Source organism: Paenibacillus sp. FSL R5-0407 (genome assembly GCF_038009185.1).
Classification (GTDB): domain Bacteria; phylum Bacillota; class Bacilli; order Paenibacillales; family Paenibacillaceae; genus Fontibacillus; species Fontibacillus vini.
This window is the reverse complement of record NZ_JBBPAX010000001.1, coordinates 3070389-3094511: the sequence shown is the minus strand read 5'-3', so window position 1 is coordinate 3094511 and position 24123 is coordinate 3070389. Positions and strand designations below refer to the sequence as shown.

The 24123-nt window shown below is 40.0% G+C and carries 15 protein-coding genes; 7 read left to right on the top strand and 8 right to left on the bottom strand.

What is annotated here, in order from left to right; translation table 11 throughout:
- From uvrA to galU, 5 genes are all read left to right on the top strand, one after another.
- Positions 1–2859 carry an excinuclease ABC subunit UvrA gene (gene uvrA, locus NYE70_RS14890; protein ID WP_341046630.1) on the top strand — a complete coding sequence of 953 codons (2859 nt, stop codon included), beginning with the start codon at positions 1–3 and terminating at the stop codon, positions 2857–2859.
- A 478-nt stretch (positions 2860–3337) separates the two neighbouring features.
- Positions 3338–3544, top strand: a complete 207-nt coding sequence (locus tag NYE70_RS14885; RefSeq protein ID WP_211022586.1) for a DUF2759 family protein — start codon at positions 3338–3340, stop codon at positions 3542–3544.
- Positions 3545–3781: 237 nt separating this feature from the next.
- Positions 3782–6295 carry a U32 family peptidase gene (locus NYE70_RS14880; RefSeq protein WP_341046629.1) on the top strand — a complete coding sequence of 838 codons (2514 nt, stop codon included), beginning with the start codon at positions 3782–3784 and terminating at the stop codon, positions 6293–6295.
- 318 nt (positions 6296–6613) lie between these two features.
- Positions 6614–6811, top strand: coding sequence for a hypothetical protein (locus NYE70_RS14875; RefSeq protein ID WP_341046628.1), 198 nt, complete (start codon positions 6614–6616; stop codon positions 6809–6811).
- 169 nt (positions 6812–6980) lie between these two features.
- The gene (galU, locus tag NYE70_RS14870; RefSeq protein WP_290405590.1) at positions 6981–7865 is read left to right on the top strand and encodes a UTP--glucose-1-phosphate uridylyltransferase GalU; all 885 of its coding nucleotides are present in this window, start codon (positions 6981–6983) and stop codon (positions 7863–7865) included.
- A gap of 32 nt (positions 7866–7897) precedes the next feature.
- Here galU and NYE70_RS14865 read toward each other — a convergent pair whose 3' ends face one another.
- From NYE70_RS14865 to NYE70_RS14830, 8 genes are all read right to left on the bottom strand, one after another.
- Positions 7898–10354, bottom strand: coding sequence for an O-antigen ligase family protein (locus NYE70_RS14865; RefSeq protein ID WP_341046625.1), 2457 nt, complete (start codon positions 10352–10354; stop codon positions 7898–7900).
- 116 nt (positions 10355–10470) lie between these two features.
- Positions 10471–11202, bottom strand: a complete 732-nt coding sequence (locus NYE70_RS14860; RefSeq protein WP_341046624.1) for an ABC transporter ATP-binding protein — start codon at positions 11200–11202, stop codon at positions 10471–10473.
- 25 nt (positions 11203–11227) lie between these two features.
- Positions 11228–12004 (bottom strand): ABC transporter permease, encoded by a 777-nt coding sequence (locus NYE70_RS14855; protein WP_341046623.1) that lies wholly within the window; start codon positions 12002–12004, stop codon positions 11228–11230.
- A gap of 35 nt (positions 12005–12039) precedes the next feature.
- Positions 12040–13641, bottom strand: coding sequence for a hypothetical protein (locus NYE70_RS14850; RefSeq protein ID WP_341046622.1), 1602 nt, complete (start codon positions 13639–13641; stop codon positions 12040–12042).
- Positions 13642–13663: 22 nt separating this feature from the next.
- The gene (locus tag NYE70_RS14845) at positions 13664–15646 is read right to left on the bottom strand and encodes a glycosyltransferase (RefSeq protein ID WP_341046619.1); all 1983 of its coding nucleotides are present in this window, start codon (positions 15644–15646) and stop codon (positions 13664–13666) included.
- Positions 15647–15664: 18 nt separating this feature from the next.
- Positions 15665–17764: a CgeB family protein gene (locus NYE70_RS14840; protein ID WP_341046616.1), complete on the bottom strand. Its 2100-nt coding sequence runs from the start codon at positions 17762–17764 to the stop codon at positions 15665–15667.
- A gap of 12 nt (positions 17765–17776) precedes the next feature.
- Positions 17777–19027 carry an FkbM family methyltransferase gene (locus tag NYE70_RS14835; protein ID WP_341046613.1) on the bottom strand — a complete coding sequence of 417 codons (1251 nt, stop codon included), beginning with the start codon at positions 19025–19027 and terminating at the stop codon, positions 17777–17779.
- Between the two features lie 36 nt (positions 19028–19063).
- Positions 19064–20359, bottom strand: a complete 1296-nt coding sequence (locus NYE70_RS14830) for a nucleotide sugar dehydrogenase (protein WP_445323785.1) — start codon at positions 20357–20359, stop codon at positions 19064–19066.
- 170 nt (positions 20360–20529) lie between these two features.
- On the opposite strand from NYE70_RS14830, the gene NYE70_RS14825 reads away from it, so the two are divergent.
- Together NYE70_RS14825 and NYE70_RS14820 are read left to right on the top strand one after the other, a co-directional pair.
- Positions 20530–21162, top strand: a complete 633-nt coding sequence (locus NYE70_RS14825) for a hypothetical protein (protein ID WP_341046611.1) — start codon at positions 20530–20532, stop codon at positions 21160–21162.
- A 23-nt stretch (positions 21163–21185) separates the two neighbouring features.
- Positions 21186–24110, top strand: a complete 2925-nt coding sequence (locus NYE70_RS14820) for a glycosyltransferase family protein (protein ID WP_341046609.1) — start codon at positions 21186–21188, stop codon at positions 24108–24110.
- Positions 24111–24123 lie beyond the last annotated feature (13 nt).

The following is a 24123-nucleotide window of genomic DNA, read 5'->3' as shown; positions in this document are numbered from 1 at the left end:
TTGGCTAATGAGAATATCGTCATTAAAGGCGCCAGAGCGCACAATTTAAAAAATGTGAACATTACGATTCCTCGCGACAAATTCGTCGTCCTGACCGGGCTCAGCGGGTCAGGCAAATCGTCGCTCGCATTCGATACCATTTACGCGGAAGGACAACGCCGGTATGTGGAATCTTTATCAGCATACGCCCGTCAGTTTTTAGGACAGATGGAGAAGCCGGATGTGGATTCCATCGAGGGGCTTTCGCCAGCGATCTCGATTGACCAGAAGACGACAAGCCGTAACCCGCGTTCCACGGTAGGAACGGTAACGGAGATATATGATTATCTGCGTCTGTTGTTTTCAAGAGTGGGTCATCCTCATTGTCCGGAACACGGGATCGAGATTACATCCCAGACAGTAGAGCAGATGGTAGACCGGATCATGCAGTATCCCGAGAAGACGAGACTGCAGATATTGGCGCCGGTTGTGTCCGGGAAAAAGGGAGAGCACAAGAGCCTGTTCACCGAAATCGCCAAGCAGGGATTTGTCCGCGTACGCGTCAACGGAGAACAGCGCGATCTGTCGGAGAATATCGAACTTGAAAAAAACAAAAAGCATTCGATCGAGGTCGTCGTCGACCGGATCATCATTAAAGAGGATGTACGCAGCCGGTTGGCTGATTCCATAGAAACATCGCTCAAAATGTCAGGCGGCCAGTTGCTGGTCGACATTATGGGACAGGAGGAGCTGCGATTCAGCTCCAATTTTGCCTGCCCGATCTGCGGCTTCAGCATTGAGGAATTATCGCCGCGGATGTTCTCGTTTAATAGTCCGTTCGGGGCTTGCCCGGATTGCGACGGTCTCGGCGTGAAGATGATCATCGATCCGGATCTGCTTGTTCCCGATACCTCCAAAAGCATTGAGCAAGGCGCCTTTGAAGCATGGGCAGGCAGTACCTCCAACTACTATCCGCAATTTTTGCGGTCGGTTTGCGAGCATTTTAATATTCCGCAGGATGTTCCCGTATCTGAACTAACCAAGGATCAAATGGACAAGCTGCTCTATGGTACAGGCACGACTAAGGTTCGCTTCCGCTATCAAAACGATTTCGGGATGAGCAAAGATGCTTACGTAACCTTCGAAGGTATTGTGCACAATCTGGAGCGGCGTTATCGGGATACCAGCTCGGAAGGAATTCGCGAATTCATTGAAGAATTCATGGGTTCCAAGCCATGCGGCACCTGCAAAGGACACCGCCTGAAGAAGGAGACTCTTGCGGTAACGATTAACGGCGAGAATATGGCATTTGTTACTTCGCTGTCGATCGGGGAAGCCATGAAGTTTTTTAATGGGCTCGTTCTCAGTGAGAAGGAAACGGCGATCGCTCATATGATACTGAAGGAAATCAATAGCCGTTTAGGCTTCCTTGTCAATGTCGGGCTCGATTATTTGACCTTGAGCCGTGCAGCCGGAACGCTGTCCGGCGGGGAGGCCCAGCGTATTCGTCTGGCAACCCAAATCGGATCCAGTCTGATGGGCGTGCTGTATATTCTTGACGAGCCGAGCATCGGCTTGCATCAGCGGGATAATGATCGTTTGATCTCTACCCTTGGGCAGATGCGGGATCTCGGCAACACGCTGATCGTGGTAGAGCACGATGAAGACACGATGTTGGCAGCAGACTATATTATTGATATCGGACCGGGCGCCGGAATCCATGGCGGACAGGTAGTCTCGCAGGGGACGCCTCAGGAGGTCATGGATGATCCGAAGTCGTTGACCGGCCAGTATCTGAGCGGCAAGAAATTTATCGAAGTGCCCGAGAAACGCCGGAAGACGAATGGCCGGTGGCTGGAGATCAAAGGCGCGAAAGAGAACAATTTGAAAAATATTAACGTGAAGTTCCCGCTAGGCGTATTTGCGGCGGTAACGGGCGTCTCCGGCTCGGGGAAATCGACACTAGTCAATGAGATCCTGTACAAGACATTGGCGCGCGACTTGAATCGGGCACGTGTCCGTCCAGGTCAATACAAGGAAATCAAGGGCCTGGAGCATATCGATAAAGTGGTAGATATCGACCAATCTCCGATTGGCCGTACGCCGCGCTCGAATCCGGCTACCTATACCGGCGTGTTTGACGATATCCGCGATTTGTTCTCGCAGACGAATGAGGCGAAGATTCGCGGCTATAAGAAAGGGCGCTTCAGCTTCAACATTAAAGGCGGACGCTGTGAAGCCTGCCGGGGTGACGGGATCATCAAGATCGAGATGCACTTCTTGCCCGATGTCTACGTGCCTTGTGAAGTGTGCAAAGGTAAACGGTATAACCGCGAGACTTTGGAAGTGAAATACAAGAACAAGAGTATTGCGGACGTCTTGGAGATGACGGTAGAGGACGCGACGCAATTTTTCGAGAACATTCCGAAAATTCACCGCAAGCTGCAAACGCTCCTCGATGTTGGCTTGGGCTATATCGATTTGGGGCAGCCGGCAACTACGTTATCCGGGGGAGAAGCACAGCGCGTGAAGCTCGCTTCCGAGCTGTACCGGCGGAGTACGGGCAAGACGATCTACATCCTGGATGAACCGACGACCGGTCTCCATGTGGATGATATCGACCGCCTGTTGTCGGTGCTGCATCGCCTGGTTGACTCCGGAGAGACGGTGCTCGTCATTGAACACAATCTAGATGTCATCAAGACGGCCGACTATTTGATCGACCTCGGTCCGGAAGGCGGTAGCGGTGGCGGGACGATCCTCGCTACAGGCACGCCGGAAGAGATTGCGAAGGTGGAACAATCCTATACGGGACGTTACCTCGCACCGGTTTTGGAGCGAGACACGAAACGGACGGAAGAATTAAAGGCACGCGCTTAAGTTTAGGAAGACTGGGTGGCCCGCGACAATGCTTGATTATCGAAGCATTGACTGCGGGTCATTTTTATTTTGACGGGAATGGATTTGGGTATATTCGTTAAGGATAAGATTAAAGCGGGAGATTGAGGGAGAACAGGTACAGGTTAGAATATAGGTAAGGAACGTTTGCAATAGATTGTCGTATGGCGCTAGATATGGGGGATTAGACCTTGGTGAGGTATAGGATGTCCTATTGTCCACTTTTAGGTGGACATTTTAGGGATTTGTGCGCGTTAGGGAGACGAAATATGAATGTTCATAAAGTACCGGAATAGAGAAGAGGGTCTGATTTTAGAAAGTTGTTGAATGATATGATTTTTTTATCAATTAAGATGATAAATGCAACATTTTTTTGACTTTTCTCTTGCATCCGTCTTGAGGAGAAGATAACATATAAGAAGGTGGAAATTTCCGTGAATTTTACTGAGGAGGGCTTGCCATGTTACTCGCAGAAGCGGGAGCCGTAACGACGACATTTAACGGTTTTGATATTTTTATGATTTTGTTCACCATTGTTATCCTGATTGGGGTATTAAGACTGCTGAAAGAGTCCAAGAAGAATTTGTTTGCGATCGGATTTGGCATCCTCAGCTTGCTGATTTTTTTGGCGTCCGATGCAATCATGATCAAATCCTGGTTCAGTTAGTCTAAGCCTAGGGTGCTAGCAGAAACAAGGGGTACAGGAAAGACACTTTGTTCCGGTTGGAGGGATGGGGTGTCTTTTTGCGTGTGCCAAAGGTTCCCGTTGCCTGGTGGGTAGAGACTTCAGGCGATGTCTGCTAAAATAGATAAGTTATCGGAGTTTTAAATTTTATGCATGTCATGTAGAAAACAAATTCGATGGAACGCAGTAATAAATGGCGGGACATCCGGGAGGATATAAATGAGCAACACAACATTAACAAGACAAGACGTGGAGCTGTTGGCTCCGGCGGGCGATTGGGATTGCATGCGGGCCGCGGTGGCTAACGGAGCGGATGCGATATTTTTTGGTGTCGAGAAGTTCAATGCCCGGGCGCGGGCGAACAATTTTCGTATGGACGAGCTGTCCGAAATCATGGCGTTTTTACACAGTTATGGGGTTAAGGGATTCCTGACTTTCAATATTCTGGTGTTTGAAAATGAATTGGCGGATGCGCAGGAGTTGATAGAGGCCTGTATCGAAGCTGGAGTGGATGCGGTAATTGTTCAGGATTTGGGCTTGGTAAGGATGATCCGCGAGCTGTCTCCGGACTTCCCGATTCATGGCTCGACGCAAATGACGATTACTTCGCCGGAAGCGGTGGAATTCACGAAGCCCTGGAATATGGAACGTGTGGTACTTGGGCGTGAAAACAATCTGAAGCAGATCAAGATGATCGGGGATCAGGCGAAGCTGCCGATGGAGGTTTTTGTGCATGGGGCGCTTTGCGTATCCTATTCCGGACAGTGCCTGACTTCGGAAATGTGGGGCGGAAGGTCGGCCAACCGCGGCGAATGCGCTCAAGCCTGCCGTTTGCCTTACGACTTGATGGTCGACGGGGAGCAAAAACCAATGGGCGATGTCACTTATCTGTTGTCGCCTAAAGATTTGGCGGCGATCGACATTATGCCTGAATTGATCGAAGCAGGGGTGACATCGTTTAAAATTGAGGGTCGATTGAAGAGCCCTGAATATGTAGCCAATGTGGTGAGCAAATACCGGAAGGCGATTGACCGGTATTTTGAGGGGGATGCTACGCGTCCATCCAAAGAGGAAATCCGTGAGCTGCAGCAAAGTTTTTCGCGCGGGTTCACGCACGGCTTCCTGGAAGGGACAAACAATAAGCAATTGGTTGACGGCACGTTTCCTAAGAGCCGCGGGGTATACCTCGGCCGGGTGGAGCAGGTGCTCCGCGACGGCGTCGTTTGTAAGCTGGAAGCCCCGCTGAAGCGCGGCGACGGGATTGTGTTTGATGCCGGCGATCCGACGAAGAAGGAAGAGGGCGGTCGTGTCTATGATTTGCGCCGCAAGGGCGTGAAGCTGGAGGGAGAGGCCGGCGAGACATGGATCGTCGACATCGTTCCCGGGCGCAATGACGTGGATCTGCGCCGGGTTCATGTGGGCGACCGGATCTGGAAGACGAGCGATCCGGCGCTGGATAAACGGCTCCGCCAAACGTTCGAGACCGACAAGCCGTACCGGGTGTTCCCGGTACATGTGCGGGCGGTCGGCCACGCCGGCGGGCCGCTGTCTACCTTCTGGACCGATGTCCAGAAGGGGACGACCGTGCGCGTCGACTCGGAGCTGGAGCTCGAGATCGCGCAAAAACGGCCGATGGACGGGGCGCTGCTCGAAGAGCAGTTCGGCCGTCTCGGCGGCACGGTGTTCCAGCTCGAGCGGCTGGACACGGAGCTGCATGGCGACGTGATCCTCCCCATGCGAGAGCTGAACGGCATTCGCCGGCGCGCAGTGGAGCTGCTAGCCGGCGAGCGGCCGAAGCCGCCCGTGTACACGCGGGCGGCGGCAGCTGCGGTGGGCGCCCCCGCCGTTGGCGGGGCGCCGGTGCCGCGCGGTGAAGCGAAGCTCACCGCGCTGTGCCGCAGCCTGCCGCAGGTGCAGGCTGCGCTGGAAGCCGGCGTCGAAATGATCTACGCCGACTTCGAATTTATCAAGCAATTCCCGGCAGCAGTGGAAGCCGTCCGGGCGGCCGGCAAACAGATCGCGCTGGCTACGCCGCGCATCCATATGCCGGGCGAGAACGGCTACCATAACAACATCCTGCGCCTCCAGCCCGACGCGGTGCTGGTGCGCAACACCGGTGCGCTGTATTTTTACCTGCGCCACCGCATGGAAAACCCATCCGCCTCGCATCCGCGGCTGATTGGCGATTTCTCGCTGAACATCGCCAACCACAAAACCGTGGAGCTATTTCTCGAGGCGGGCTGCGACCTCGTCACGCCGTCCTACGACCTGAACATCCAGCAGATGGTCGATCTGCTGCGTCAATGCCGGACGGCAAACCTGGAAGTCGTCATCCATCAGCATCTGCCGATGTTCCATACCGAGCACTGCGTGTACTGCACCTTCCTAAGCGAAGGTACGGACTACACCAACTGTGGCCGTCCTTGCGAGGAGCACCGCGCATCGCTTCAGGACCGGATCGGTATGAGCCATCCTGTTCGTGTTGACGAAGGCTGCCGGAATACGGTCTATAATGCCATCGAGCAATCCGGCGCGGAATACCTGAGCAACTTTATGGAGCTTGGTGTAGCAAACTACCGGGTAGAGTTCCTAGAGGAGACTCCCGAACAGGTTCTCGAGGTCATTGATCTGTACAATCGGGCCCTTCGGGGCGAAATCAGCGGCACTCAAGTCTGGAAAACGCTGAAAGCGACAAACCAGCTCGGAGTAACGCGCGGACAACTCGTCAAATAGCTTAATAATGCAAATTGTGAATAAGAGAAAACGGTCTTTTGTGCTTGCTGCACAGGGGCCGTTTTTCTGTTTTTTAGATGTATGCACCCTATGAACACTGTATGAGGACACTTGTGTTTTATACGAAGACATGCTTTGAACCCAAGTTCTATAAGGGTTTATTAATTGTCAAAACTCTGTGAACGAACGTAAAAAACCTGCGATAAACGATATTTATCAGTAAGCAAAAAAATGATGATGTGGTATAATGAAAGCGTAAACAATTTGAATGGATGATGTAATAAAGTCTAAAGTCCATTTATCAGGAGGGTGAAAGTGATGTTTGAAGGATTCCTCGAAATGCAATCGGTGGTAACTAAAGTTCATGGACGGCTGGAAATCGGCGGCGATCAAGAGTACCGGAGAATTGAATACGGAACCGAGCGCCATCTCCATACTCCGGAGCCAGGAGGCCGCAACCGCTGCGAGGAAGCACCCCAGCCTATCCTAACACGCTTGAAATTTTGGACGCACTAACATATTGATTATTTAGCCGCCTCTTACGGAAATGGGTTCCGTGAGGGGCTTTTTCTATTAGAGGAATTAAATTAAGGAGAGAGTAAAGTTCTATCTCACCTGTCTTTTTTCGACGGTAATTATGTTATAATTGCACCATCTTGATGTATGGGAAAGGAAGATTTAAGCTATGAAAATCCGGAAAGCGATTATCCCCGCAGCCGGGCTGGGTACTCGTTTCCTGCCCGCCACGAAGGCGATGCCGAAGGAAATGCTCCCGATCGTGGATAAGCCGACGATTCAATATATCGTGGAGGAAGCCGTGGCTTCCGGGATCGAAGACATCATTATTGTGACCGGTAAAGGAAAGCGCGCGATCGAGGACCACTTCGACAACTCGTTTGAACTGGAGCAGAATTTGTCCGAAAAAGGCAAATGGGATCTGCTGAACGAGGTTCGCAAGTCCTCGGAAATGGCCGATATCCACTATATCCGGCAAAAAGAACCAAAGGGCCTGGGACACGCGATCTGGTGCGCCCGCAAGTTCATAGGCAATGAGCCGTTCGCTGTCCTGCTGGGTGATGACATCGTGGAATCGGAAGTCCCTTGCCTGAAGCAGATGATCGACGTATACAACTTCCAGAAGGCTTCTGTCGTCGGGGTACAGCCGGTTCCCTGGGAAGAAGTATCCCGTTACGGCATTGTAGACGGAAATGAAATTGGGGACCGCGTCTATCAGGCCAAGCAATTGGTTGAGAAGCCGCCAGCCGACAAAGCGCCATCCAATCTTGCTATCATGGGTCGTTACATTTTAACGCCGGCTATTTTCGACATTCTAGACGGACAGCATGAGGGAGTTGGCGGAGAAATCCAACTGACGGACGCTATTTCCCGTTTACGAGAGACGGAACGAATTGTAGCTTATCACTTTGATGGCTTGCGTCATGACGTCGGCGAGAAACAGGGCTTCATTCAAACGACGATTCATTATGCGCTTCAGAATAAGGAATTACGCGAGGGATTACTGGAATATATGAAATCGAAGATTGAAAATCAAAAAATCGGCCTCTCCTAAGGAGAAGCCGATTTTTTGATTTAGGTGCTTTTTTAGAAGTTAAGCTCAGCAAGCTGTGTAATCGAATCCTTTTCTTGAGGATCCAGTTGGAGCAATTGATCGTACACCGCCTGGTCTGTGCCTCCGGTCTTCTGCAGAGCCGCCAGATACCAGCGGGCGATTTCCCGGTTGGTCGGATCAAGCAGATCCTGGCTGATGCCTTGCTTGAAGATTTCAGCTGCCTCGGCAGGTTTGTTCATCATAAATTGCATTTTCCCGGCGTTAAGCGCCATAGCTGGAGTTACAGCAAACGGGTTCCCTTGGAACTGCCCCTTAGGCAGGTTCTTCAGATGCTCTACGCCCCGGACCACATGATCATAGGCTTGGAGGCCCGTAGCGAAATATTTGTCTTTTTGATCGACGGCTTGGCTGCCAAGCGCCTGATAACCTAATTCAAAGGATTGTACAATGAGTCTCTCATACCAATCCTGATCATACGTATACCGGCCGGCATTGTCCTTCAGGACATTGTATGCTTTATCCGTCTCTCCTTTTGACTGGTACAGAGCGATAAGCTGGTTATACATGTTCTTATTATAAGCATCCTGTTTAAGCGCGTCCGTTAGCAGCTTCAAGTCTTGATCATAGAAAGCTTCATTTTGACTTTGTTCGAATGCCGCCTTCAGAAGAACGTTGTAATTCAGCACGGCATCGGGCTGGTTACTGCGTTTCTTTAGCGCATCCGTAAATGGAGCCTGAATTTCCTGAAAATCAGAGCTTGATGCCATTAAGCTTCTGCCTTTTTCAATGGCATTGTTGGCTTGAATATACCGGATTGATGTAAAGATCAGCACCAGAGCTCCAACCACCAGGACAGCGCTGTATAGAGTACGGAATCCGGACGACTTCCACGCAAATCGTTTTACCGGCTTATTATCCATCGCAGCGGCCATCCCGCCCAATCCGAGGAAGACTAGCATGCCGATAAATACGTAACTCATGTTAAAGTCCATTAAACTGTGAATCAGTATGGAAAGCACAATGATAAAGTAAGTGAAATAATCGTTGCGCTTAGCCTCATCAGAGCGGATATATCCGCGAATATAATTATAGAAAATGAAGACAAGGAGTGCGACTAGCACTATAAAGCCTAAAACTCCGACTTCAACCAGATACTGCATGATAAAGCTGTGCGCCTGACGGCTTTGGTACGGGTTGTTTTGGTACTTTTCATAGATCGAAGCCCATGCGCCACCACCTGCACCAATGACTGGATAGTCTTTGATAACCTTAACAGCATCTTTGTAGAACGTTAGGCGTTCAAGTACACTGTGCTGCTGTAAATTGATATTTTCCAAGCGGTCGCCGATGTTTCCAGGTAATACGTGCTTGAGGTTTGTCCCCAGAAGAAGAACAACCAGAATGACGACGGCAATAACTGAAGCAAGTGGCAACCAAAGGTTTGCTAGTTTCTTTGCCGCCCAGCCCTCGGTACGTTGCTCTAGCATTGGAGCCAAATAACGCTGAATTACCCAAGCTATTGCAGCCACTGCGATGGAGGCTCCAAGCAGATATCCCCAGCCTTTGGCGGGGGCGCCGATTTGACCAAGATGGAATTGTTGACCCAGCTCAGTGACCGGTTTGGCAATCGCGAGAGTTGCAACTATTGCAATTACACTATTCAGTATCCAAAGTATCTGTTTCGCCGGTTTCAAGAACAGAAGGAGAATGATGAACACAACCGGCAGGAACATCAATCCACCGCGAGACAGCGTCAGCAAGATCGATAGGACCATCGGAACAAGCATGAATCCGTGGATCGCTTGACTGTACCATCTTTTAGAGCGAGTGATTGCGAATACAGCCACAAAAAAGAAAGCCATCAGGAAAGCAGCATACGTATTAGGATATTGAAATACTGAAGCCAGACGCGGACCGTTTGCGTCTATCCAAACTGCCTGATTATATTGGCCATTAATGACTGTTGCCGTAAACCAGCCGACCATCGCGGAGACGGTCTTGCCTTGGCCTAGCCAGTTAAACAATCCAAATAATACAATAATGTAGGAAACCGTAATTATAGAGGTTTCAAGTATGCCATTAGCTCGTTTGTTTTGCAGCAAATAGAGCCCGATGACAAACAGCATCGCGTAAAGACATTGAATCAATACCGCGTTCATGGCGTAATAATGACTCGCTGCTGAGATCAGGGCCAAAACATACGTGACTGGAATCAAAACAACCCATATGGCTGTCCAGTCTCTTTGATCCTCTAATTTAATTTTTTTAAAGAACGCCGCCACCCAGACGATCAACAAAAGACTTCCGATCAATACCGCCCAAAATATCGGTTTCTCAAAATTCATGACAAGTCCGTTAAACAATCCGGCCTGGAACGGCGCCCAAACTAGAAATAAAATTAATCCTACTACCAATACCCACAACGCTGAAGGAAACTTTTCCCCCGTCCTCGACGCTATGGCTTTTTTTCCGTATACTGGATTCGACACGTATTTAGCTCCTTTGCGTTTGATACGTTAGTATTTTAGCATAGATGGACAATAGTCGACTAGCTAAAGAGACTAAGGCTGCCACCATTAAGTACATTGGGGCAGCCTTTAATCTTTTAATTCGTTTGATATCTTTCACAAACTTCCTTAGCAGGACCGATTTCTTTGATTGAACCCTTTTCAAGCCAAAGCACCCGATCACACAAGCTTTTCATTTGATCAATTGAGTGGGATACAAACAAGACTGTAGTTCCTGATCCCATCAGTGACTTCATTTTGGCTTCGGACTTCTCTTTGAATTTATGATCCCCTACAGATAATACTTCATCTACAATAAGAATATCCGGTTTAACGAGGGTTGCAATGGAAAAGCCTAATCGAGCCTTCATACCGGATGAATAATTTTTGATGGGAGTATTAATAAATTTCCCAAGCTCAGAGAACTCAATGATTTCATCGAGTTTTTCCTTGATGAATTTTTTAGAATAACCTAGGAGCATACCGTTTAAGTAGATGTTTTCAACTCCAGTAAGTTCTGAATTGAATCCACCGCCGAGTTCGATCAGCGGAACCAATGAGCCGGTTCTCTCTACAAATCCTGATGTTGGTTTCAAAATTCCAGCCACGATTTTCAACAATGTGCTTTTTCCAGCTCCATTTAAACCGACAACGCCGAACACTTCACCTTTTTGGATTTCGAAAGATACGTTTTCTAGAGCACAAAACTCTTCATATGATAGCTTTTGCTGTAAAGTCTGTATAAAAAAATGTTTAAGTGAGTTAATCTTCCCACCAATTAATTTATACTTCATGGAGACATTATTTACTTTTACGGCGACTTCTCTCATATAAATCAAATCTCCATTTCTAAACTTATAAGTAAAAAATAAATTTGTCCTGTTTTTTATAAAATATCACTAACCCAGCAATAATAAGAACTACCGAATAAGCTAAACAGAATAAATGACTATTAAGGGACGGAACTATGTTGTATATCAAAGAATTCCGGAACATTTCTACAATTGAGAAAATTGGATTGAGTTGAATTAACGGCATAAACCTTTCTGGAATAATGTCTGCTGGATAAAAAATAGCAGATGTGTACATGACAATAACCAAAACAAGAGAGTAAATATGCTGTAAATCTCTAAAGAAAACAAAAATCGTTGATAGTATTAAACCTATTCCAATTGATATAAGGAGCAAATAAAATAGTGGGAATATAATATATAGATTAACCCATGAAAAATTAAGCCCGCTTAACAACATTACTGGAATAATTGAAATCATGGACAACAAAGAATTAATAAATGAAGAACAAACTCTCGTTAGAGGGAAAAAGTATTTTGGAACATAAATTTTCTTGATAAGTGATGAATTGCTGACTATAGATTGCATCGCAAAATTAGTTGTTTCAGAAAAACAAGAATATATTAATCTACCGGAAAGAACATAAATAGGAAAATACTCAATAGAAGATGAAAATAACTCGGAAAAAATTAGAGTTAACACCATCATGAATAATAATGGGTTAAGAATACTCCAAAGTATTCCTAGAAATGAGTTTCTGTACTTTAGTTGGATATCGTTTTTTATTAACTCAGCAAATAAATCTTTGAATTTCTTGAAGTTATTTAAATATGTCAGCATATACTATTCTCCTTGATACTGCACAATAATTCGATTTAAATATAACCCAACTTTAATGCTAGTTTTTGAGCCATTAACCTTGATGATATATCTTCATTAGGAGGTAGTTTGGGATTATCGTCAGTAAGTCCAAAATTTTGTGTATCTAAATATTTCATCTTACTGAGAATAAGCCTTTCTATAGAGTCATTGCTTTCTCCATATAGTCCTACCAACTTTTCTTGTGCTAAAAAGAGGTCAATTAGTGTTACATAGATATAATCATTTTCTGAATAAATCAAATTGTTATTGTCATTAAAAGAAATTTTATAATAAAGGTCCCAATTTTCTTTTATCCATGATTCACAGGTAATATCTATAGCCTTAATTAATGAATTAGCAACGATTTCATAACTTTTATTGTCAACTAACTTTACTTTATCCAAAATATAATTAAGAATACCTAGTTGATGATTTAGACTGGAATGAGTTACCTTAGCATCAAGGTTTAATGAGAAGTAGTCTGGAAAAAAGTATGCTCCGTCAGTAACAACTAATAACTTTCCCGAGTTAGCATATTCTACAAGGAAATCAGCATAATTAAAATGATAATTTTCAAGTTCTGGGAACGAAATAAACTTCAAGAAATCTTGAATCGCTAAAGAAAGAGTCTCATTTAATCTAGTATCGATATAAGGGGCTCGTATCTTATAGTCCTTTTTAAGCCATGTTGAAGTATAATCGGTCAGGAACAATCCATTATGGGAAGGTCTATAACCAAAAAATTGTATTATTGCATTGAACATCAAATCGTAAAAAAAACGATCTTGCTTGTCTTTGTAATATCTGTACAATTCCTTTTTTGACATATGATGAAGACTGACTCCGTAAGCATCAGGACTAAACGGTTCAATAGAATATGGGAGCTTGGTGTAAGTCCCCTCGGCTGCGATCCACATATTAAAGCGAACATCATTATTCTCAATAGATGTTTCTAAATCAGTAAAGTAAGATGTTAAACTAGTTTTTGATGAAAAAAGGAGGTCTTCACTGATCAAAAGGAAAAAATCCATTTTACTTCCTGAAGGAATCTTAATTTCAATATTAATATGAAGCGACCCATTGCGGATATAGTATTTTACAGGATTTGATTCCTTAATTAACTTTTTAGTTATGCTTTGAGTTAGGTCTTCATAGTTCATAATATTATCATTAAAGAAAATTGCCTTTGACAGCATTATAGTCCCTTGTTTGGTCGCTATATATGAACTAGGGGTAGTTAGCTTATTTTCTCCATAACGTTCACTATAATTAGGTGGGCGGAAATACGAACTAAGGTCTTCTGCTTCAAAATTATCAACATTAATAAATACTATTGAAAACTTTAATGTGTGCTCTTTCTCGGTATAATTTTTTAAATTAAAAAAAACAAATCGGTCATTATTGTCAATATTGCGTTGGGTTAATTTTAGTTGAATTCTATCGGAATAATCACTAAATAAAGATATATTATCAACATGATTGGTCAGAATGTTTTTATTAGTATGTCCACCAGACAAAGTTTCGGAAAATTCAAAATAATAATTAGTCGAATTATTAAGCTTTCCAGACTGAACTTTGTATTTTTCAATAATTGGAGAAAGTATAATGTAATCCACCTTTATTTAATACCTCTCGATTTTAGTTTTTTTGCAAAAATATACCTTCGAAAAGTCCTGTTAAATGTTGAGATACTCTTTTTATGTCATAAGAATTCCTTACGAATTCCTTTCCCCTCTGACCTATTGTATTAAACTTATCCTCTATATTTATCGTAATTATTTTATTTGCCATGCTTTTAACATCATTTACAATAAATTCTTTAGGGTAGATATATTCTACGCCAGGCCAATTTAATAATAAGCCAATGGAACCAGAAGCCATACCTTCAGCAGGGGCTAAATGAAAGCTCTCTGGTTTATCAGATTCACTTACTGACAAAACATATCCAATAGACTTGAGATATTCAGAGCTATCTTGCCACCCCGAAAATATAACTGCATTTTTAAGCACGGTGTTCTGTTCAATTCTTGCATAAATTCGTTCGTAATATTTTTTTTCGCTTTCTATTTTCCACAACCAATCTACTTCCTCAGGTTTTGAGCCAATGATATGGAGTTTGTATCGGTTGTCATGCTCTAAAAGTAATGAAAGCACATCTAAAGCAAAGTCTATTCTTTTACGCGAAGGAAGACCTCCTATAATGGCCAGATTATATTTGACGTCAAGTAAATTGGTTTTGGGCTTATCCAATTTTTCTAAGTCAACAAAATTAGGTAATAGTCTCATTTTTTCTCGGGGGAATTTAAATCGATTTGCGAACTCCTCGTAGTAATACATACCTACAGTAATAAATGCATCAACTTGGGCTTCATCGATCTTATCTCCGTAATTTTGAAACAACTCAAATCTATGCATTCGAATAAAAAGTACTTGGTCAGAACGTTTATTATTTGAATACCATACAGCATTCCCTAATAACCATTCACAAAATATAATGTCCGCCCAAGCAATAAGTTCTAAACTACGTTCTTCATCATGATTGTTGTGGCCGTGCCATTCATCAATTTGTACTACATACTTCTCATTCAGAAAAGGAATAAGCGGTTTAATGAATTTCAAATCATATCCATTAATGACAATGCGTTTTTTGGTACACTTTACAAACTCATTAAAGTCCCCTTTAAGAATAGAATCCGTAATCTCTTTTAGTCTTGGGCTCAAACTCATCATTGGAATAATATTAGCATTATCAGTAAGAAAGTTATGCAATTTAATAAAGTCGCTCTCTGGAATATTTCCATTTGAAAAGTAAAGCATACTTTGCAGAGCCGACCGAAAGCCGACCGGAAGGCGCAATTTAAAATAATCCAATCCAATTTTATCTAAGTTACTTTTAGCTGTGTTCCAAACATATAAATGGTCATTTAATTCTCGAGAACCATAGGATTGAGTTGATGAAAGATTGTTTATATCATTTCCTTTAATGTAATTATAAATACATTCGTCAATATAACTAACTCTTGATGCTTTCGAGTAACATTTGCTTAAAAATATCGTATCTTCTCCCATTCGAATTTCTTCATTGAAAGTGATGTTGTTTTCCATTAGAAATTTCTTATTATAAATACCAACCACAGTTGTACTCTGTTTTGAAATAAGAGCCTCAATAAGTTTCTTGTGTGAAATAAGATCTTTTTCGCTTAACATGTTTGTATAATATGATTTGTTTCCATTTAAAACACGGAGATAGCCTCTAACGATATCGTAATTTCCGGTTTGCGCCTCTTTATAAAGCAAATTACAGGAGTTCTCCATTAATGTATCGTCGCTATCTAAAAAAATGATGTAGTCAGCGTTAGAAACACTAATCCCTAAATTCCTCGGTTTTGAGGGACTCCCAGAGTTTTCCTCTAATTGGTATAATTTGATATTGGGATAGAATTCACTGTAACCTTGAATCACTTCAACCGATTTATCTGTCGATCTATCATCTATAAATATAAGCTCGATATCATTAAAGGTCATAGTTTGGTTCATTACAGAGGAAATTGCATGACGAATTTTTTTTTCAGCATTATATACAGGAATGACTATGCTAATTTTATACAATTCAATCAACACCAACTTTTATTATTTTATTTATACTGTAATCATTAATTGGTTTTGGAAAGTGTTGTTTTCCGGGTACAAAATATTAAATTCATCTATATTAAATATTCTAAAACCTATATTATGAATCCTCGTAATGAAATCATCATTAGTATCCGCAGCAGGATCCAAAAACTCTATAGCCTTTGTTGGGACTACTGCTGCAAATAATGAACTAGAGCTAACAAATCGATACGATGGTTGAGACGGATCCTTTACAATCACGGTATTTGAATCTAGGTATTTATAAGAATGCATCATATCGGAAAGGAACTGTTGCCCATAATAGTATTTTAAATTCATTATTGTAAAAGTATCGGATTCAATATAAGTTGTAAGACTTTTATTATACTTCGATAACATATTAAGATCAGTAACATTGATAGATTCACTACCATATTTCGTCGCCCAAAACGAAGTGACTAGACTATTGTTTGTTGTATTAATAATAAGCAGTTTTTTGTACTGATAGGTTTGGCTAGAAAAAAGAGCTAATGCCTCATTAAGTTCTTGTTCATTAGTTACTAAAAGAATAACTGTTACCTTTAGTGGCTTTTTTATTACTTTATAGCCTATAGAATCCAAAATATACGAAAATCTCTCTTCATAAGTATGATAATTTAAAACAAAACGAAGTGCTTTTAATCTTAACTGATTATAGTCAATTGAATGAAGAAGTTGCAGTTTTTGTTGATCAGATTCGCTTCCCTTCAATAAAAATAGAAGGTCACCGAATTGTTTTTCTAATCCTTTCGAATAATTACTAATAACCAGAGTGTTTGATGCCATTAATTCAAATACTCTTCTTGCAAACATTGTATTAGAATGGGTCTCGGTGTTAATGTTAATAGCATACTTAGAACCTTTATAAGCTTTGTCTAACTTTGTATATGGAAGTCGAGGCTGGATATATTCAGTGTACTCCTCAGGGAATTTATGATTGTCATCATTATTATAATATTGTCTATCATATATTAATAAATCGATATTTTTATCCAGGATTAGATTGAAAATATTGTTCATTTCAACACATCTGTTAGGATGTTGTCGATAATAGCTGCCTGCAAATATGACTTCATTTGTTCTTTCATAGGTTTCGATAGGGTTAAAGTGTTTCGGTTGTACTCCAAACATAAGAGGGAACACATTATTATGTCTATATTCCTTTTTATAAAGTTCGACGCATTCCTCGGAAGTCGTGAATATATAATCAAATTTGACTGCAGTATCTACAAAGTTATGGACCTTGTCCTCATAATGGGAAGGGTCTTCTTTATTCCAAAACACTGTTTTTATTCCATATTCATTACAATATTGAAGTATTTCTAACAATTCTTTTCGATTTTCGTTCTTAAAGTTAATACTGCTATAGATTTTACCTCTCCACTCCCTAATGTCAGGATCAATCCCGGCCCAAGCAGATTCGCAGAAAAAAATATCAGGTTTATGCAGTTCCAAAGTCTCTCTCCATGTTTCTGGACTTAGGTATACAGCATTACACTCAGGATTTAAACTTTCATAGGTAAATTCGTCAACCACCATAGCTACTGTTAAAGTCTTAGGATCTACATTATCATTTTTTTTTGAATGCCTTTGAAAATTAGATACCATAAAAGAAAATTTTGGTTTTAGTACAAGTTTAGAAAGTTTAAAATTTCCTTTCCCGACAAGTCTTATAGCAAGGCGGATGCAATCGTTATTTTCAATATTGATAATTTTTGATGTATTAAGTGAAACTGAATGAATCATATTTTTAGTTTTTTGTTGATAGGTAATTACATAAAGATCTACTTCACACTCTCCAACAATCTCTCCAAAAAACTCTATTTCAATTTCCTTATAGTTATGCATGAATTGGAGCAATGGAAATTTTGGAGGAAGTTCGAAACTATTGTTAGATTCTTTATAAGAAATATAAGAAGCTAGATCGACACTATTTTCGATAATGTTTCCCTGAATAATTACATTCGCTGAAGAGGAAAACCAATCCGTTTGATTCAGTGAAATCTCTTTATAATCTTGTTTGGCTTTAATTTTTTGTTCTTCGATAGATAATTGACGAAGACGCTGCATTATTTGATGATTGTCCAATGTAAGCGCAACCTACCTTTTTCTAAGTTTCTTAAATATTTTCCACAGCTTTACTCCAATTTTACCAAAAAGAGAATTCCGTAATCTCATATAACGTCGCTCTATCAACTGGTAGTGATCATTGATTCTTTTTATTTCGAATAGTAATTTTTTTTCTTCATCAATATGGATTAAAATTTGATTATTTAAATGATTGTTTTCAAAACAAAGGTTATCTACTTTAAGTTTTTGAACTTCTAATTGTTGATTTTTATCACTTAGAGCACTATTAAGATTAGTAGAACTACTGTGAACCTCATGAAGCTTATTCAGTATATCCAAAGCTAGAACGTCAATTGAAGTAACATTCGTTTTAGAACTAATTTGGGAATCTCCCGATGTAATTTTAAACAAAGGATGAGAAATAATAGTTTCCAGGATTTTTGCGAAGTGCTGTTCTTTCTCCTTAGCGATTTCACGTTCGCTTACGATATCAGATTCTAGCTTTTTAACTGTATCTTTGGAATTATTGAGCCATTTATTCAGATTCCACTTGTCGGTAATAAGTTGATTGCTCTCAATGACTGTGTTTTTCTTGAACCTGTCTAAAATTGCGGCTCTATCTTCTAGACAACCAGTTTTCAAATAGAGATGATTAAAATTCAATTTATCAACCAATTCATAATTCAAACTCGATAAAAAGTCGTCAACTTCGTCGAAATTATTGTTAATAATTTCAATCCAAAGAACCGGTTTATTCAATTCAAGGATTTTCGACATGCCTTTCAGTACGTTTAATTCATCGCCTTCTACATCAATTTTAATAAGATCTGGAGCATCAAAAGTTTGTCCATCTATTGGAATGACTTCAATATTCCCTGAAGGACTTTCATAAAGCTTGCATTCTCCCATGTTTTTCTCATTAAAAATTATCGATGCCTTCTTAAAAGAGTCGCTTACTCCAACATTTAAAAGTTCAATATTCTTAAGATTATTTTCTTGAATATTTTTATTCAGCAGTTCAAAATTTGCAGGTACCGGCTCGAATGAATATATTTTATTAGCGTCATAGTATTTTTTAAAATAAATTGTATGATTGCCTATATTCGCTCCAATATCATAAATTATTGGGTTGCTTGGGACGTATTTTCTGAATTTGTCTAATTCCCTAAGTTCATAAAATTGTTTTCCTGATTTTAAAACTGTAAAAATATATTCATCGTCTATTCCCCAGAATATACTTCCATCAGAAAGAGTAACACTAGAAAAATTTGCTTTTATCAATATTCTACCTCCGAAGAAACTTGTAGGATTATTCCTTCAAGCGTTTGATAAATTAGAGATTAAATTTAAAGTTGCTAATGAAGAGTTTCCAATTAAATGAACGTCGAATCCCTGTTCCACCCATGCCTTACTCTCAAAAAGGTTTCGGGTATCAAATATGATTTTGTTTTTCATAAGTTGTGATGCATATTTAGGCGATAAGGTAGTAAACTCATTGTGATCAGTTAAGAGAAGCAACAAATCTGCGTTAAGAAGACACTCTTCGTAACTATCTACTTTCGAATTCCAATTTTCTTTTACATGCGGATCATATACTGAGACCGTAGCAAATTCAGTGATTTTCTTGATAATCGAAACCGCAGGACTTTCTCTCATATCATCGACATTCCCTTTAAATGCGAGTCCCAGAACAGCAATTTTAGGTTTTTCTATTCCTTCTAATAAATGTTTAGTCTTTTCTGCTACAAAGTTAGGCATATAATCATTAGTCAATCTTGCTGTATGGACTAATTTGGCGATATTTGGAGCTTGTTCATAAATGAACCAAGGGTCAACAGCAATACAATGTCCTCCAACACCGGGGCCAGGGCGATGTATATTCACTCGAGGATGGAAATTTGCCAATCGAATAGCTTCCCATACATTAAAGCCAATTTTTTCGGCAATTAAAGCCATCTCATTTGCAAATGCTATGTTTATATCACGATACGTATTTTCCATTAATTTCACCATTTCCGCAGTAGTGGCGTCCGTAGAATGCATTTTTCCTTTTACAAAGCAACTATATAGTTTTTTTGTCATTTCCACGGATTGTTCATTAATTCCGCCAATTACTCGATCGTTATTTATAAGTTCCTCGAGTAAACGACCAGGAATAACTCTTTCCGGTGAATGGGAAACGAAGACTTCTTCACCAATCCGCAAGTGGCTTTGTGACAATATCGGGATAAGATGGTCCTCAACAGTTCGTGGCGGAACAGTAGACTCTAGTACCACCAATGCATTTGGTTTTAAATAAGGTATAATGGAGTTAGCGGCAGAGACTACGTAATCGATATTAGCGGTATTGTCACTATTAATTGGAGTTGGCACAGATATAATGTAGGCGTCCGCGGTAACAGGAATAGTACCGAATGTTAAATTCCCTGCAGTCAGTACTTCTTGGAAAATATTCTGTAAGCCAGGTTCTTCAATATGAATCTCTCCCGATTGAAGTTTATCAATGATTTTTTGGTTAATGTCCACTCCATGGACGATCATTCCATACTTCGCAAAAGTAATCGCAGTGGGAAGCCCGATATAACCCATTCCTAAAACGCAAACCGATTTCATTATATTAACTCCTTTAATTATTTTTTTATTCTTAAAGAATAATTCTTTGATGAATCTAAAATATAGGACAAAGTGAATAGCACCTAAAGTAACTCTAGAATAACATACTTCTTAATTCTAGATTATAATTTATCGACAATTCAATGATTTTCCTAATGATAAAAAAGGGGTTGAATTCTCTGGTTATAAATAATTCTAAGTGTATAGTATTTAACAAGGAAGGAGAGCTAGTAGTTGATAGTAATCTAACGAATATAAATTCCGACAAATTACAATGCGGTACTACAGATATCGATTCTCTTAAATCATTGATTGACGTTCTTGATAAAGACTCTCGCGTTTTTATCTTGGTCAACCTAAGGGAAGACTTGTTACATGGGAATTATTTGGAATTAGCAATGAGTTTTTTGCTGGAGAATTATCTAATACTTGATGATTGGCTAGTCTTGGTAGGAAGAACTGGGGAATTGACGGAAGATGAGTGGGAAAATAACAATAAATTTAAAGCTGAATTGAAACAAATATTTAATCATGATGAAAAAAAAATACAATGTAACAACGAATTTAATGACATTAATAAATTAAAAAATTTAATCACACAAAAAAATATAGAGATCTTAAATAGATTGAAAAATGAGGAAGAAGTACTTTTTAAGTTTAAAAACGCTATTTTTAAATACAATGAATTAGAAGCTAAATATTCAAATTTAAATAAAAAGTACAACTTATTAAGTAATTCAAAATTAGGGAGACTAACTCTGAAGTACTGGAAATTCAAAAAAAGAATACCTAAAGACTTCTGAAACTTAACGGAGGATCTTAATCAATGGATTTGGATTATATAGAAAATAAACTCAATGAGATTTATAAGTTGAGAGATAGCATATTAACTGAAATAAAAGACTCTGGGGTAATAAAAGCGGTAGATGACAATAAATTTCGATTAACTAGAAAATTTGATGAGATAAAAAAAATGAGAGTCGCCTGCGTCATGGACGAGTTTACGTTTAATTCGTTTTCTCCTGAATGTATAATCAAACAAATAACTCCTGGTAACTGGAAATTTGAACTACAAGAATTTCAGCCAGATTTATTCTTCTTAGAATCTGCTTGGAATGGTCTTGATGGGTTATGGAATACTAAAGTTGCGTTCTTTAGCAATGATTTAATTGAAGTATTGGGTTATTGTAAGTTGCAAAGAATCCCTATTGTGTTTTGGAATAAAGAAGACCCGGTTCATTTTAATACCTTTGCTTCAGTAGCGAGATACGCAGATTTTGTGTTTACAACAGATATAGATTGTATTGCAAGGTATAAAGGAATGCTGGGACACTCAAGAGTTTATTTGTTGCCATTTGCAGCTCAGTCAAAAAACCATAATCCTACAGAAATGTATCCTAGGGAAAACAAGTTTAGCTTTGCAGGAGCCTACTACAAACGTTACCCTGAAAGAGTTAGGGATTTAGAAAATATAATAAATTTGATTACCGACGATAAAAAGAATGATGCTATAGATATCTACGATAGAAATTATTTTAATAAAGTATCTTCCTATAAATTTCCTAAAAAATATCGAAAGTATATTCGCGGAAATTTAAAATCAAAAGAGATTCATAAAGCCTATAAAGGTTACCGGTTTAATATCAACATGAATTCTGTGAAACAATCACAAAGTATGTGCGCTAGACGGGTGTTTGAGGTTCTTGGATCAAATACTGTACTGCTGAGTAATTACTCTAGAGCAGTTAGAAACCTGTTTGGAGACTTAGTACTTTGTACAGACGATATGACTTACTTAAAGAAGATGCTGGATAAGTTTTCTGATGAAGAGTATTATGAAAAATTTAAATTAGCCGGACTAAGGAAAATATACTCCGAACATACGTATAGACACAGATTGGAGTTTATTTCTAACGTAGTTTTTGGTGGCGAACATATAGAAAATAAGAATAATGTTGCAATTGTGACTGTTGCATCATCAAAAGAAGATATCGATAATGCGATTCGTAATTTTCAAAGACAAAGGTATTTGCAAACGGATCTGTTTGTTTTCGCTGAAATAGATTTTGTTGAATTTGAGTCTGATAGAATACATTTAATAAAAGAACATTCTCATTCTAATCAAATTAATTTCATTAGAACTAATTACGACTTCCTGGCGTTTTTCTCAAATCAAGATTACTATGGGGAATACTATATTTATGATTTGGTTCTTGCGGCACAATATACGGATCAAAGTATCATCTGTAAAAACGAACATTATTTATACAGTAATAATTCGTTTTCAAAAAGAAAATATGGAAGTAAATATACGGTGTGCCAGAATTCTTTGGTTAGATCTTCTTTGATTAGAATGGGGGCAATTTCCAATGAAGATATTGTTCATTACTATAAGACTATCGATACTGGAATGTTAGAGAGGCAATGCTTTTCGATCGACGAATTTAATTATTGCATGAATTACAAAGCAGATAAGTGCATTACTGTTGATGATCTTCCATTGATAGATACCGGAATTGAATTGGATGAAGTCCATAAAAAAGCAACCAAAATTCCCGCAAAAGTAGTTTCTCCTGGGGAATCGTTGAATAGTTTTGCAAGTGGTTGTTTTCTAAATAAATCGAATGTGTTGCTGATTACAGATAATTATCCGGATTATAATGACTTATATAGGTATGCCTTCGTTCATGCTCGAATAATAGAATATAAAAAGAATGGTTTTAGCGTAGATGTATTTAAATTTAACGAAAGATATCCAAAAGGTTATTCGGAATTTTACGGTATTGACATCATGAGTGGTTATTTTGAGGAATTAAATAACTTGCTTATGAGTTCGAATTATCATACAATCCTGCTTCACTTTCTCTCTGAATCAATTTGGAATGGAGTAAAAAAATATGTTAAAGGCAAAAAAATTATAGTATGGTTACACGGATCCGAAATACAACCATGGTGGAGAAGAAAATTTAACTATACCAATCAGAAAGAAATTGAAGATGCGAGGGAATTATCGGATCGACGAATAGCTTTTTGGAAATATATTTTTGATTTAGCTGTAAAGAATCGGGAATATGAATTTCATTTTATTTTTGTATCAGAGTACTTTGCTGAAAATGTATTTACTGATTTGAATGTTAGACTACCTAAGGAAATGTACAGTGTGATCCACAATTATATAAATAATGATATATTCAAATTCGTTCAGAAAGATACGGAAGTGCGTAAGAATATATTATCTATTCGACCGTTTACTAGCAAAACATATGCTAATGATCTAACCGTCAAAACTATTTTAGAGCTATCCAAGGAGCCCTTTTTTAGTGAATTAAACTTTAGAATTGTTGGTCAAGGGGAACTATTTAGAACAACACTCAAACCAATTAAAAAGTTTAAGAATGTAACTATCGAGGAAAAATTTTTGAGGCAAGATGAAATAGCGCAATTACACTCTATGTATGGAATTTTTTTAGTTCCTACTCGAATGGATTCCCAAGGTGTTTCTAGAGATGAGGCAATGTCATCAGGCTTAGTTCCAGTGACAAATAGGGTGGCGGCTATACCGGAATTTGTGGATGAAAACTGTGGAATGCTAGCAAATTCAGAAGATTTTATGGGTTTAGCAGATAGTATTAAAGCTTTATATTATAATCCGACAATGTTTCAACTCTTATCAAAAGCTGCAGCGGAACGTGTTCGAAGACAAAGTAGTTATCATAACACGATTAAGAGGGAACTTGATCTAATTAAGTAATCTACAATTTTTT